Origin of the sequence: Delftia sp. WSY_7, assembly GCF_043104845.1 — a bacterium.
GTDB classification, from domain to species: domain Bacteria; phylum Pseudomonadota; class Gammaproteobacteria; order Burkholderiales; family Burkholderiaceae_C; genus Comamonas; species Comamonas tsuruhatensis.
The window spans coordinates 1-13,143 of the sequence record NZ_JBICLB010000035.1 but is presented as its reverse complement, the minus strand read 5'-3'; the positions used below and the strand labels follow the sequence as shown (position 1 = coordinate 13,143).

General features: G+C 66.3%; 12 protein-coding genes and 1 pseudogene. All 13 read left to right on the top strand.

What is annotated here, in order from left to right; genetic code table 11:
• Positions 1-2: 2 nt before the first annotated feature.
• Positions 3-1,478 carry a pilus assembly protein TadG-related protein gene (locus tag ACF8ME_RS19815; protein ID WP_244387892.1) on the top strand — a complete coding sequence of 492 codons (1,476 nt, stop codon included), beginning with the start codon at positions 3-5 and terminating at the stop codon, positions 1,476-1,478.
• Positions 1,475-2,287, top strand: a complete 813-nt coding sequence (locus ACF8ME_RS19810; protein ID WP_392417944.1) for a hypothetical protein — start codon at positions 1,475-1,477, stop codon at positions 2,285-2,287. The genes ACF8ME_RS19815 and ACF8ME_RS19810 overlap by 4 nt, the downstream gene beginning before the upstream one ends.
• 14 nt (positions 2,288-2,301) lie before the next feature.
• Positions 2,302-3,033, top strand: coding sequence for a hypothetical protein (locus ACF8ME_RS19805; RefSeq protein WP_017406514.1), 732 nt, complete (start codon positions 2,302-2,304; stop codon positions 3,031-3,033).
• Positions 3,030-3,209, top strand: coding sequence for a hypothetical protein (locus tag ACF8ME_RS19800; RefSeq protein WP_016447814.1), 180 nt, complete (start codon positions 3,030-3,032; stop codon positions 3,207-3,209). The genes ACF8ME_RS19805 and ACF8ME_RS19800 overlap by 4 nt, the downstream gene beginning before the upstream one ends.
• A 10-nt stretch (positions 3,210-3,219) precedes the next feature.
• The gene (gene cpaB, locus ACF8ME_RS19795) at positions 3,220-4,236 is read left to right on the top strand and encodes a Flp pilus assembly protein CpaB (protein ID WP_017406515.1); all 1,017 of its coding nucleotides are present in this window, start codon (positions 3,220-3,222) and stop codon (positions 4,234-4,236) included.
• A 51-nt stretch (positions 4,237-4,287) separates the two neighbouring features.
• Complete coding sequence (locus ACF8ME_RS19790) at positions 4,288-6,516, top strand: pilus assembly protein N-terminal domain-containing protein (RefSeq protein WP_392417942.1); 2,229 nt, start codon at positions 4,288-4,290, stop codon at positions 6,514-6,516.
• Positions 6,513-8,270, top strand: a complete 1,758-nt coding sequence (locus tag ACF8ME_RS19785; RefSeq protein ID WP_392417940.1) for an ATPase, T2SS/T4P/T4SS family — start codon at positions 6,513-6,515, stop codon at positions 8,268-8,270. Before ACF8ME_RS19790 ends, ACF8ME_RS19785 begins: the two co-directional genes overlap by 4 nt.
• Positions 8,267-9,136 carry a type II secretion system F family protein gene (locus ACF8ME_RS19780; protein WP_016451158.1) on the top strand — a complete coding sequence of 290 codons (870 nt, stop codon included), beginning with the start codon at positions 8,267-8,269 and terminating at the stop codon, positions 9,134-9,136. Before ACF8ME_RS19785 ends, ACF8ME_RS19780 begins: the two co-directional genes overlap by 4 nt.
• Before the next feature lie 10 nt (positions 9,137-9,146).
• Complete coding sequence (locus ACF8ME_RS19775; RefSeq protein ID WP_061287407.1) at positions 9,147-10,079, top strand: type II secretion system F family protein; 933 nt, start codon at positions 9,147-9,149, stop codon at positions 10,077-10,079.
• Positions 10,080-10,084: 5 nt separating this feature from the next.
• Positions 10,085-10,465, top strand: a complete 381-nt coding sequence (locus ACF8ME_RS19770) for a DUF192 domain-containing protein (protein WP_227469496.1) — start codon at positions 10,085-10,087, stop codon at positions 10,463-10,465.
• 157 nt (positions 10,466-10,622) lie between these two features.
• Positions 10,623-11,786 carry a hypothetical protein gene (locus tag ACF8ME_RS19765; protein ID WP_392417938.1) on the top strand — a complete coding sequence of 388 codons (1,164 nt, stop codon included), beginning with the start codon at positions 10,623-10,625 and terminating at the stop codon, positions 11,784-11,786.
• A gap of 59 nt (positions 11,787-11,845) precedes the next feature.
• Positions 11,846-12,778, top strand: a complete 933-nt coding sequence (locus tag ACF8ME_RS19760; protein WP_392417936.1) for a TadE/TadG family type IV pilus assembly protein — start codon at positions 11,846-11,848, stop codon at positions 12,776-12,778.
• Positions 12,778-13,143, top strand: a pseudogene (locus ACF8ME_RS19755) (hypothetical protein); the annotation flags it as partial. The gene ACF8ME_RS19760 and the pseudogene ACF8ME_RS19755, both read left to right, overlap by 1 nt.

Genomic DNA, 13,143 nt, shown 5'->3' with positions numbered 1-13,143 from the left:
CCATGTGCACCATCACCACCCTGCGCGGCGGTCGGATACGGAGGCGGGACGGGCAACGCGGGCAGGCACTGATCTACGGCATCTTTGTCCTGATCGGTGCACTGGCCTCGCTGTTCTTTCTGTTCAACACCGGCCAGCTCTCCCAGGAAAAAACCAAGCTCGTCAGCACGGCCGATGCCGTGGCCTACAGCGCCGGCGTGATGCACGCGCGGGCGATGAATTTCAAGGCCTACGGCAATCGCGCCCTGATCGCCAACGAGGTGCTGGTGGCGCAGATGGTGAGCCTGTCCTCGTGGGCGCAATACGCACAGACCCACGCGGAGAACCTGCCCACGCAGTTCCCCGAATGTGCTGACTACACCGGTTGGGGCGCATTGATCGGTGCTGCATTCCACTACAACGAGATGTACGCGATCATGTGCTACGCCACCGTGCAGTACGCGGGCCAGTACATCCAGCAGATGGCCAAGATGGTGCCGTCGCTGGCATTCGATACGGTCACAGCCGTGGAGGCCAACAAACAGGCAATACAGAAGGCGCACAACCTGCTGCACGCCCGCTCCTACCTGCAGAGCATTCGCCGCAGCGTTATGCAGGACGTGGCCCAGGCCAACTACGCGGGCGACGGCAGCGTGAAGGTGCTGCCCCTGGGCCCTGGCATCGCCGTGGCGCTGACTGACGACCTGGATGGATTTACCCAAAGCTATACCGGCAAGGACCGGGGCCGCATGGCAGAGCTGGCCGTGTATGCGGCCCACAGCGACAGATTCACCAAGGAACGCGTCTGGACGGCCGAGGCAGAAGTGCCCGGCCCAGACGAGATCTGCATTGCGAGAGAGCGCAAAAGCGAGGTGCGCCGACGCGGCGGCACCGAACTGGTCAACTACGACGAGTGGATCGCCGAAGACACTGAGTCCTTCTGGCGCGCCCAGCGAAGGGGTGGACTCATCCCACGCTGCCGGCTCAGGGAGGAGCCCATTGCCTGGGGCGAACAGCAGGCCCATCCCGAGGATCAGGATGATTCAGGCGCCTGGTTGGGAGGTGCGCGCACCAACGCAAAGGCGTCCAGCCAGGCCTCATCCAACAAGTGGCGCCAATACACCGGCCTGCCCAGCTACTACGACCTGAGCCAGCCGCAACTGGACAAGAACGACCCCACGCTGCGGTTCAGCGTGCGCCTGTCGCGGGCGCACAGCCAATTGCGCACCTCCGATAGCGCCAGCCAGATAACCAGCACTTCAGACAGCCGCATCAACGCCTATCAGAGCCAGGTCGCCCAAGGCGAAATGGTGGCCGTTGCCACGTCCGAAGTGTTCTTCGAACGCCCTTTGGCACAGCGTCATAACCGCTATGGCGCAAGCCAGGGGCTCCCGCTGGAGCTGCCCAGCCTGTTCAACCCCTACTGGCAGGTACGCCTTATCCACTCCCAAACCGATGTACTTGGCCAGCAGATACGCCAGGGAGGGCAGATCCCATGAACCTCCTGAACCGCGCCCGCTACCCAAGGCGGCAGGCAGGCCAGGCCCTGGTCGAATTCCTGGCCATGGCAGCGCCCCTGCTGGGCCTGTTCCTGCTGATGCCCATGATCGGCAAGTACCAGGACATTGCCCATGCCACCCAGATGGCCAGCCGCTATGCGGCCTTCGATGCCACGGTGCACAACGACGCGGCAGGCAGCTCCAAGCAGCCTGACCAACTGGCAGCCGAAGTGCGCAGGCGCTACTTCAGCCGCCCCGATGCCCCCATCAAGACGGGCGACACGGCAGGTGATTTCGACGCGCACCGCAATCCGCTGTGGACGGACCCTGCAGGCAATCCGCTGATCCCGCGTTTTTCAACCATCTCGGTCAGCTTTGGCGAAAGCCAGTCCACAGCGCACAGCAATGCCTTCAAGGCCAGCAGGGACGGCGTGCCATTTCGCATAGTCCCCCTGGCCAGCCACACACAGCTTGACCTGCGCGCCCAGGGCATATACCGCGCCAACATCTCCGTGCCACTGGCCAACCTGCCCGCAGGCATCCAAAGCTACACCCCCTTCGACCAACTGGACCTGCGCGTCACACGCCACACCAGCGTGCTCATCGAGCCTTGGGCCTCGCGCTCCGTGGAGCAGACCATGGACCGGTTCGGCCGGCTGGCGCCGCTCAACAGCCTGTTCTCCCCGGTGGAGACGCTGCTGGATGTGGCCATACCGGTCTTCGAGTTGATGGAGGTGCCGGCCCCCAAGTTCGGACGCCTGGACAAGTGGCAGGACATTGTTCCGGCAGACAGGCTCAGGGCCGAATGATGACAACGGCCCGCATGCTCCGTTCCATCTGCCTGAGCCTGCTGACGCCAGGGCTCACCCATGCCTTTGCGCAGGCCAACTGGCCCGAGATCCCGCTGCCCGAACATGCCAGGAGCTACCACATCGGCCAGCAGATGGACCTGGACGGCCTGCCCATGCGGCTGACCGGCTTCGCCACCCGCAGCACACCCAGGCAGACCGGCGACTGGTTTGTGCGCACCCTGGGCCAGCCCCTGATGGACGACCAGCGCGATGGCCAGCGCATTCTGGGCCGCGCCCAGGGCGAGCACTACCTCACCATCCGACTGGAACCCGCCCCCGACGGCGGCACGCGTGGCCTTGTCGCTGTCACCCACCTGCGCGCAGCCTTGAGCGGCAAGGCCCGCAGCCAGGGGGAAAGAGCCCGATGGCGGCGCCTGCTGCCAGCGGGAACCGAGATCGCCAGCCTGCTGAACACCCAGGCCGGTGGCCAGCTGTCCACCCATCTCGTTGCCACGAACAGGCACGGCGAGGCGCTCAATGCGCAACGCCTCACTGCGGCGCTGCAGGAGCAGGGCTATGCGCTGGAACGCCGCTTCGACGCCGCCACAGACACCAAGGCCCACGCGTTCGGCTCTGAGACCGGCGCCATCACGGTGCTGATGCGCGGCCCGGGCAAAGAGGCGACGGCCGTCATTTCCCGCAATGCGCGGGGCCTCACCAGCATCGTTCTCGTCACCAGCGTGGCGGTGGGGACCGCGCCATGAAGCTTGCCCATCGCCTGCGCGGCCAGTCCTCGGTGGAGTACGCCGTGGTCTGCGCGGCCCTGGCCTTCGCGCTGGGCGTCGGCATGGTGGACAGCAACAGCGTGCTGCACCAGTTGCTGCTCGCCCTGCAGGCTGCCTACCAGAAGTTCAGCTTCGCCCTCTCCCTGCCCATTTGACCCGTCAGCCATGAACTCCGCACTCGCCCGAATCACCGCCCTGCGTCCCAACAAAACCTGGGTCGCTCTTGCCATGGCCCTGGCCATCGGCCTGGGCGCAGCCGTCATTGCACGCAGTTACCTGCATCGCCAGATGGAGGCCATAGAAGCGCGCGGAAAAAGCAAAACCCGGCCGCTGATCGTTGCCAAGCGCAATCTCAGCAAAGGCGAGCCCATATCCAAGGAGACCATTGCCGTGCGCGACGTTCCCCACGACTACGCGCACTCGCTGGCCATCGGCCCCGAGGATTTTTCCCGCATTGCAGGCCGCGCGCTGGAGCATGGCATGCAGCACGGCGACATCCTGCTGTGGAACCTGCTCGAAGGCGACAAGGTGCCGACCTTCTCGGCCCGCATCGAGGTAGGGCGGCGCGCCATCACCGTGCATGTGGACGAGATCAACTCCATCTCGGGCCTGCTGGAGCCGGGGGATGCCATCGACCTGATGCTCACCCTGGATCAGAAAGGCCGCAAGACCACCTTTCCACTGCTGCAGAACGTCCAGGTCATGGCCACCGGCCAGCGGTCCGTGGATGACCCCAGAAGCGGTGAGCGGCGCCAGTATTCCACCGTCACGCTGGACACCACCCAGGCGCAGGCCCGCAGCGTGATCATCGCGCGCGAGGCGGGAAAGATCACCGCCTTGCTGCGCAACCCCAAGGACTCGGAGGTTGTCGAAGGAGACAGCGCGGCCATGGCCGCCCTGCTGGGCCTGGCAGGCGACGTGCAGTCCCTGATTCAGACAGCGGGCGCAGCGCAATCGCCGGGCCGAACCGTTCCCGTGCTCTATGGCGGGCGCCGCCTGGACTTCAAGCCCGAAGACCTGCTGCTGCGCCAGGACAAGGCCCCCGATGCCGGCGAAGGCCCGCCCGAGGCAGCCGCAGCCCCCACGCCTGTGCAGCCAGCCCCGCAAGCCGCATTGCAACCAGGCCAGGCTCCCCTTTTTCCCGCGTCCTTCCCGATCCAGCCAGGCGCGTTGCCTCGCTGACGGCGCCTCACCTGCTCCTGCCTTTTTCTTCGCTCCATGCGCCTGATCCCAATGTCCATCCGTTCAGCCCCCACTGCATCCCTGTCCGCCCGCTCCAGTCCAACGCCCTTTCTGCATGCCTTGCGCTGCGGCTTCGTGCTGGCACTGGGCTGGAGCCTGGCCGGCCCGGCAACAGCCCAGATACCAGAGGATGCAACAGGCTCTGCGCAATCCCTCGGCATGCCGGGTGGATTCGCGCCCACGCTGCAGGGCGTGCCCAGCCGCGAGGCTGCGGCGGGCCAGCCGTACCGCCCCATACAGAAACCGGACGACCAGGCTCAGGTGCCGGAAATCGAGATGTTCGTGGGCGAATCGCGCGTCTTCCCCAGCCCCGGCGTGGCGCGCATTGCCGTGGGCAATGGCCGGGTGCTGACGGCCGCCGCGCTGGACGAGCGCGAGGTCATCATCTTCGCCAACGAGGTCGGCACCTCCTCGCTGTTCGTGTGGAACGCCGACGGCCGATATCAGCGCGTCAAGATCCATGTGGTGCGCGGCGACACAAGCCGCCACGCGCGCGAGATCGCAGCCTTTCTCAGCACCATCCCCAACGCGCGGGCCTCCATCATTGGAGACAAGGTGGTGGTCGAAGGGGACCATCTCAGCGATGTCGATCTCAAGAAGATCGAAGACCTCAGAAAGCACTACCCGCAGATCATCAACTTCACCAACCAGATCGGCTGGGAGCAGATGGTGCTCATGGACGTGAAGGTGGTCGAATTCCCGGTCAATGAGCTGCGCGAATTCGGCTTGCGCTGGACCGCCCAGGGCGGGGCCAGCGTGGGAGGCATCTGGTCGCCGGCGCGGCGCGGCCATCAGCCCGGTCTGGTCATCGGCGTCCAGAACCCACCGATCACCCCGGAAAGCGGTGACAAAGGCCCGCTGCCCCGAGGCCTGAACGTCCTCACCGCCGTCAACATGGGCCTGACAGCCAGGCTGGACCTGCTGGCCCGTGACGGAAAGGCCAGCATTCTTGCCCAGCCCCAGCTGTCGGCGCGCAATGGCTCCAAGGCCGAGTTCCTGGCCGGTGGCGAATATCCGTACTCCGTGGCCACGATCTACGGCCCCGTGGTCATGTTCAAGCCCTACGGCGTCAAGCTGCGCATCACGCCGCGCGTGGACCGCAACGGCGTCATCAGGGCCGAGATCGACAGCGAGGTCAGCAACATCGACCCATCGTTCTCCACGCCCTCGGGGCCCGGGTTGAGCACTCGGCGCACCTTCACCGAATTCAACGTCCAGGACGGCGAGACCATGGTGCTGGCCGGCTTGCTGTCGCGCAAGGGTGGCGACAACGTCGACAAGGTTCCCTTCCTGGGCGACCTGCCCGTGCTGGGTGCCCTGTTCCGGTCCCAGCGATTCCAGAACGAAGAGACCGAATTGGTGGTGTTCGTCACGCCCACGGTGATCAACAGCCGCTCGCCGGGCCTGCTGCAGCGCGTGGAAGACGCCGGTGCGCGCCTGGGCCAGCGCTACGGTCCCCAGCCCTACCTGACCGAACCCGGCCCTGCGCCCGAGCATCCTCCCCGGCTGGCGCCCCTGCCTGTGGCCAGCGCAAGCGCCAGCATCGCGGCGCCTGTGCAGGAACTCCCCGCGCCAGTGCGGCCCCTGCCCGCACCGGCCACCGCGACCCTGCCCGAACACTGGCCCGCCCTGCCGCACACCGGCAACCCGCTGGCCTCCGCGGCAGCAGCGGACCAGCCGCTGGTCAACCACTGGCGCGTGGTGCATGACGGGCTGGCCTTGCATGCCGAACCTCGGGCGCAAAGCGACACCCTGCTGCAACTGGGCCAAGGCAGTTTCGTGCGTGCCGCACCCGGTTCATCTGCCGCCCACAACCCGCACTCCGGCTGGCGCGCGGTGGCGGTCGCAGCCCTGACGGGCTGGGTGCGCGATGAAAGCCTGCAGCCCGTCGCGCACGTTCCCGGCATGAAGCCCGCACCCGACGGACCCCATGCGCGCCAGGCGCGGCAAGGCCGGGCTCTCACGCCCCATGAATCCGGCACCACCACGGGCCACTCCGCACCAGGCATCTACCGCGTGGGCCTTGATGGGCTTGCCCTTCGCGTGTCCCCCGACATCAACGCCCCCGTCCTCCAGAACCTGCCCGTGGGCAGCCTTGTGCAAGTGCTGCCCCAGGCCCCGCAGGCCCAGTTCTCGGCCGTGCGCATCAATGACCGGCTGGGCTGGGCCGAGACCCAGTGGCTTTCTCCCCTGACCTCCGCAACCGGCAGCCCCCCATGATCGACCTTGAAATCATCCACCCCGACGGCCGGCACCAGCCGTTGAGCGTGCCCGATATGTGCTCCATCGGCAAAGGCTCCCAGTGCGAAGTCCGCCTGGACAACTGGCGCCTTGCCAAGGAGCATGCACGCCTTTTCACCAGCCCCTCGGGCGTGCTGATCGACGACGCAGGCAGCTTCGGCGGCGTGCTGGTCAACGGTCAGCGCATCACCGCCCAATACGGCCCGCTGCAAAACGGCGACCTCATCGGCATTGGCCCGTTCCAGTTGCGCATCCTGAACAGCGGTGAAGAGCCGCAAGCCGCGCCTTTTCCTGTACCGGCCGCAGCGCATGCCGCCGCCACAGCGCCCATGCAGAGCACACAGGACACGGCGCTGGCAGTGCCTGCCGACGCGCCCGAGCCTGCGGCAGCCGAGCCCGGGGAAGCCCACTTTCAGGCGCTGCAATTCGAATGGCGCAAGCGCCTGCACACCAAGCTCATCGACACCATGGACCTGCGCCGCCATGACGTCTCCAGCATGTCCGACGAACACCTGCGCGCCGAGGCGGACCGGCTCATCGCCAGAACGCTGCAGGACATGGACGACGAGATACCGGCCCAGCTGGACCGCAACGCGCTGCGCAGGCAGGTTCTGGACGAGGCCGTGGGGCTGGGGCCGCTGGAGGAATTGCTGGCCGACGAAACGGTCAGCGAAATCATGGTCAACCGCTTCGACGAAATCTATGTCGAGCGCGCGGGGCGCCTGCAAAAGCATGCCCTGAGCTTCACCAGCGATCGCGCCGTCATGGGCGTGATCGAGCGCATCGTGGCACCGCTGGGCCGGCGCATCGACGAATCCTCGCCCATGGTCGATGCACGGCTCAAGGACGGCTCGCGCGTCAACGCCATCATCGCGCCGCTGGCGCTCAAGGGCTCCACGCTGACCATCCGCAAGTTCGCCAGGCGCAAGCTCAATGCCGCCGACCTTGTGCAGTTCGGCGCGCTCAGCCCGGCCATGGCCGACTTTCTGCGCATCTGCGTGGAGGCCCGCAAGAACATCATCGTCTCGGGCGGCACGGGGTCTGGCAAGACCACGCTGCTCAACATCCTGTCCAACTTCATCCCGTCCGGCGAACGCGTGATCACCGTCGAGGACGCCGCCGAACTCAAGCTGGCCCACGAGCATTTGATCAGCCTGGAGTCGCGCCCCGCGAATGTCGAAGGCAAGGGCGGCGTGCCCATCCGAGAACTGGTGCGCAACACCCTGCGCATGCGCCCGGACCGCATCGTGGTCGGCGAATGCCGCGGCGCCGAGGCGCTGGACATGCTCCAGGCCATGAACACGGGCCATGAGGGATCTCTGACCACGCTGCACGCCAACACCCCGCGAGACGGGCTCGCCCGGCTGGAGACCATGGTGCTGATGGCCGGCATGGAACTGCCCTTGGCGGCCATACGCGAGCAGATCGCCAGCGCCGTGGACATCATCGTGCAGCAGACCCGCTTTGCCTGCGGCACACGCCTGGTCACCCACATCTGCGAAGTCAGCGGCATGGAAAGCGGAAAGATCCAGCTGCAGGAGCTGTTCCGCTTTGCCAACAAAGGCTACGCCGCCCAGGCCAACGGCCTGGCCAAGGTGCAGGGCCTGTTCACCGGCTGCGACGTCGTTCCCCACTTCTACGACGAACTGCGCGCCAGCGGCCATGCGCTGGACCTGGATATCTTCCGTCCGGGCTCCGAGAGCGCGGACCTGCATGCCGGAGAGCGGCCATGAGCGGGCTCTCGCCAGACACCGTCCTGGCCCTGATCACGGCCGTGGTCGCCCTCTGCGTCGGTCTGCTGACATGGCTGGCCTTGGACCTGGGAGGCTCCACGCTCAGGCGCTACCGGGCCGGCTTCACGGAGCGCGCCGGCTTTCAGGCCGCGGAATTCTTCCTCTTCATCGACCCGCGCAAACTCTTCCTGGCCAACCTGGCAGTCATGTCGCTGGGCGGCGTGCTGGTGTGGCTGGTCAGCGGCAGCCATCTGCTGGCTGTGCCCGCCTTCTTCGCGCTGGGGCTGCTGCCCCGGCTGCTGTACCGGCACATGCGCAAGCGCCGGCTGCGCAAGTTTGAAGAGCAGTTGCCCGATGCGCTGATGATGCTCAGCGGCGGCCTGCGCGCCGGCATTGGCCTGAGCAGCGCCATCGCCCAGCTTGTGGCCGAGTCCCGCCCGCCGCTGAGCCAGGAGTTCTCGCTGATGCTGCGCGAGCAGCGCCTGGGCGTATCCCTGGAACAGGCACTCAATCACCTGAGCCTGCGCGTGCCCACCCAAAGCACCGTGCTCATCACCTCGGCCATGCGCATCGCCAGCGAAACCGGAGGCGGCCTGGCCGAGACCATGGAACGCACGGCCTCCACCGTGCGCAGCCGGCTGCAAATGGAAGCCAAGATCGGCTCCCTCACCGCCCAGGGAAAACTGCAGGCCTGGGTCGTCGGCGCCCTGCCCCTCGTCCTCATGCTCATCCTCGACCGGATGGAGCCTGAAGCCATGTCCATGCTCTGGCACTCCCGCGTGGGCTGGGGGGCGCTGGCCGTGATCGCCTGCTTCGAGGCCATGGGCATCTATGTCATCCGAAAGATCGTCGCCATCGACGTCTGAAGGCCGCGCCATGGACTCCAACACCGTGATACTCGCCCTGATCGCTGTGGCAGCCGGACTCAGTGCTGCCCTGGTGGCCTGGCTCCTGGGCCACTCGATGAGCAGCGTTCCCGCCGAGGACCGCAGCTACAAGGATCCGCCGCCACTGGCCCTGCGCATGGTCTGGTGGCCCATCCAGTGGATCAGCCACCACCTGTCGCCCCGGCTCGGAACGGGCAGAACCGCGCAAGCCGTGCAACTGCGGTTGCGACAGGCGGGACTGGACTACGCGCTCAGTCCTGCGCAGTTCATCGCCAGCCGCATCGTCGGCGCCGGGGTGGCCGCGCTGGCGGCCTGGTGGCTGGTCTCCAGCTTCGACGGCCTGTCCCGGGGCGCCGATGGCGGTGCACGCCACATCGCCCTGCCCATCTATCTGCAGGCCATGGCCGCAGGCGCACTGCTGGGCTGGGCCTACCCCGCCATCTGGCTCAGGGATCGCATCGCCGTGCGCCGGCGCGAACTGCTGCGCATGCTGCCCTTCTTCCTGGACATCATCACGCTGTGCGTGGAAGCCGGCCTGAACATGCAGGGCGCCATGACCCAGGCCGTGGCCAAAGGCCCCCAGGGACTGGTGCGCGACGAATTCCAGCGCGTGCTGCGCGACATACGCGCCGGCAAGGCGCGTGCCGAAGCACTGCGCGGCATGGCCGAGCGCCTGAACGAACCGAGCGTCGCCAACTTCACCTCCGCCGTGATCCAGGCAGAGAGCATGGGCATGAACCTCGGCCCCGTGCTGCGGGCACAGGCTGATCAGCGCCGCTCCGAACGCTTCATGCGCGCGGAAAAACTCGCGATGGAAGCGCCCGTGAAGATGCTCTTTCCGCTGATCGCCTTCATCTTTCCCTGCACCTTCATCGTCTTGCTGTTCCCCATAGCGATGAAGCTGCTGAACTCGGGACTGTGATGCAGATGCCGCCCTCCCCCTTCCTGGTGCGCCAGGCCTGCGGCTTCTGGCAGCGCCTTGCCGGCCTCATGGGCCAGGCCCAACCCGCCGCCCGCTGCGCATTGCTCATCGCGCGCTGCACCAGCGTGCACACCTGCTTCATGCGGCAGGCCATCGACATCGTCTACCTCGACCGGCAGGGCCGCATCACCGGCCTGCGCCCTGGCGTTGACCCCTGGCGCTTCAGCCGGGGCGGACGCGGCAGCGCCCATGTGCTGGAGATGCGTGCAGGTGCCATCGCCTGCCAGGGCCTGGTGCCGGGCATGCAGTTGCAGCCCTGGCCCATCGAAGGTGCCGGGGCTGCGCTGAACGTCTGCGCCTTCACCCCTGACGGGTCCAACTCCTAATGCAACGCCGAGGAGGTGCCCACACAACGCATTGCCCAGAACACACCAAAGTGAATTGCCAGCCGGCCCTGCCGGCCTTCCTCCACTACGCATTGAAAAACCGACGGACATGCACCATCCATCCATCACCTCTCCCACAGACCACGGTGCCACGCACATGCGGCTGACACACCCTTCATCCTGGCTACTGGCCTGCGCCGCTGGCCTGGCCCTGACCGCCTGCGGTGGCGGCTCCGGCAACGAAGGCGGCGCGGGAGACCCAGGCCCCGGAGGCACCGCCAGTTCCGGCGTCTTCATCGCCCCCTCAGGCCCGCTGTGCACCAAACTCAGCAGCACGGGCAACTGTCTGCAACCCACCTCATCGGCCATTGAGGAGTCTGACCTGATCAAACTCATCACCGATCCCGATGCACAAACGTCGTTGATCGATTTCAGCGGCATGGGTGTGATCCACAACACCACACTCACCTATAGCCAGCAGCCGGGCCAGGCCATCGAAAGCAGTTTCATCTACAGCTCCTACGGCATGGCAAGGCGCGACTTCCAGGTAGGGCGCAACACCTTCATCGTGCAGGGCAGGCAGTACCCGCAAGTCACGCACTACCCGGAGGCGGGCCAGAGCCACTACAAGAACATCAGCGGCGATGCAGGCGTCATCTTCCTCGTAGGACCACCGGACCAGCACGAGGAAGGCATCTGGGGCACCACCTTCTCGGAAGGCCAGAACCTCAGCATGGTCGGCCGCATGCCCAACATGCGCAGCGAAAACACCAACTGGATTTCCGCCATCAGACTGCTCACCGACCAGAGCCAGGCGCCGAGCGAGCCGACCGTGACCTATATCGGCAGTGTCAGCACGCTGGCCGGCACGGCACAACGGCTGGACCCGTACACCACCGACATACTGAACACCGGCGTCAACTACGAGGCGGAATTCAATACGGCCACGGGCAAGCTCACTGGCGTAAAGATCGACTACACAGACCCCAAAAGCCAGAGGCGCACAGTGATGGAAGTGCCAGAGCTGACGTTTGTGAACTCGCAGTTGATCCCTGACTCGCGCAGCCAACGCATCAACGTCGTGCTGGAAGGCCCTGCGAGCGACGTCCGCGCAGATGCTCCACGGCCCGACACACCCCTCACCCGGCAGGACTACACCCTCGATGGCCTCGAAGGCGAAATCACCGGCAAGCAGGCCGAGATCATCCACATCCTCGGCGCCGGCCCCCAGGGCACCATGCAATTGATGCTGATGCGCAAGGACAAGGCCGGACCGGACGTGCCCATCCACATCCCCCTGCCACACCCAAACAGGCCCTGAAGCATGGCCAGCGGGTGGATACAAGCCCGTCCGCCGGCCGCAAACCTGCAGGCATCCTCATGCGCCAGAGCACCTCATTCCGCAGGCCGCGCCAGCGCGGCAGCGCCATGGTCGAGTTCACCGTGGTCGGCCCCATCATCTCCCTGCTGGGGCTGGCCCTGCTGCAGTACGGCCTGGTTTTCTTCAACAAGAACCAGATCAATCACGCCAGCTTCATGGCCGCCCGCGCGGGCACCATGGCCCATGCGCGCATGGACGATATCCGTGACGCCTATCTGCGCGCCATGGTTCCGCTGTATGGCGGTGGCAGCAACAGCACCGAACTGGCGGATGCCAAGACAAAGGCCAAGCTCGACCTTGAAGGCCACCTGCGCATAGACCTCATCAACCCCACGCGCGAGAGCTTCGACGACTGGAGCGCTCCCCACCTGAAGCAGAAATACGGCGTGCGAGCCATTCCAAACGCCGGCCTGGCGCACCGGGACAAAAAAGACATAGGCAGCAAGTCGGCCCAGAGCGTTCAGGACGCCAACCTGCTCAAGATCCGCGTCACCCACGGCTACGAACTCAAGATCCCGCTGGTGCGCGGCATCTACCAGCACTACCTGCGCTGGCTGGACGACGGCAGCGACCCCTTCCACACCGAACTCATCCAGCACGGTCGACTGCCCATCGTCGCGCAGGCCACCTTGCACATGCAAAGCGACGCTATGGAAAGCGATGCCACGGTATCCATCCCCGACACAGGCAACAAGGGCAATCCGCAGGACCCAGGCCAGCCCGATACATCGGAACCCGGTGAACCGCCCGATTGCGAAACCGTGGGCTGCACCACGGTCGGGCCGCCGGGGCCGGGCGATGAGGGTGAAGAAGACGGTGACGGTGACGGTGGCGGTGGCGGAGATGGAGATGGAGGCAATGAAGGCGATGGCGATGGAAACGACAAGGACTGCAAAGGGGCTGAATGCCCTAGTTGCGAGGGGAAAGCATGATGCTCACTAGGACGTACCTCATTCAGTTGCTGCACAGCGCCCTGCTGTGCCTCGCCGCACTGCTGGCCCAGGCCACGCCCACCCTGGCGACTGCCGCCCCCAACCTGGGCGGCGGCTCCAGCAAATGCGACCCCACCGTACAAAGCTGCGCCCCCGGCACGGGCGGCGGCATCGACCTCGGCGGCGGCGGTGGCGGCTCGGGCGGCGGCACCTGCACCCCCACGCCCGGCGGCAGCCCCTGCGGCGGCGCCGGCCCCGCCACCCAGGGCAACTCCAGCAGCACCAACCAGGGCGCAGGCAACCCCATCCACCTCATCAACGGCAACAAACACCAGCGCGAAGTGGACATGCCCGCCTTGCCCGGC

Bases quoted from the DNA above. Each gene is read 5' to 3' on its own strand.
- ACF8ME_RS19815 (WP_244387892.1), top strand. From the start codon at position 3: ATGTGCACCATCACCACCCTGCGCGGCGGTCGGATACGGAGGCGGGAC.
- ACF8ME_RS19810 (WP_392417944.1), top strand. From the start codon at position 1,475: ATGAACCTCCTGAACCGCGCCCGCTACCCAAGGCGGCAGGCAGGCCAG.
- ACF8ME_RS19805 (WP_017406514.1), top strand. From the start codon at position 2,302: ATGCTCCGTTCCATCTGCCTGAGCCTGCTGACGCCAGGGCTCACCCAT.
- ACF8ME_RS19800 (WP_016447814.1), top strand. From the start codon at position 3,030: ATGAAGCTTGCCCATCGCCTGCGCGGCCAGTCCTCGGTGGAGTACGCC.
- cpaB (WP_017406515.1), top strand. From the start codon at position 3,220: ATGAACTCCGCACTCGCCCGAATCACCGCCCTGCGTCCCAACAAAACC.
- ACF8ME_RS19790 (WP_392417942.1), top strand. From the start codon at position 4,288: ATGTCCATCCGTTCAGCCCCCACTGCATCCCTGTCCGCCCGCTCCAGT.
- ACF8ME_RS19785 (WP_392417940.1), top strand. From the start codon at position 6,513: ATGATCGACCTTGAAATCATCCACCCCGACGGCCGGCACCAGCCGTTG.
- ACF8ME_RS19780 (WP_016451158.1), top strand. From the start codon at position 8,267: ATGAGCGGGCTCTCGCCAGACACCGTCCTGGCCCTGATCACGGCCGTG.
- ACF8ME_RS19775 (WP_061287407.1), top strand. From the start codon at position 9,147: ATGGACTCCAACACCGTGATACTCGCCCTGATCGCTGTGGCAGCCGGA.
- ACF8ME_RS19770 (WP_227469496.1), top strand. From the start codon at position 10,085: ATGCCGCCCTCCCCCTTCCTGGTGCGCCAGGCCTGCGGCTTCTGGCAG.
- ACF8ME_RS19765 (WP_392417938.1), top strand. From the start codon at position 10,623: ATGCGGCTGACACACCCTTCATCCTGGCTACTGGCCTGCGCCGCTGGC.
- ACF8ME_RS19760 (WP_392417936.1), top strand. From the start codon at position 11,846: ATGCGCCAGAGCACCTCATTCCGCAGGCCGCGCCAGCGCGGCAGCGCC.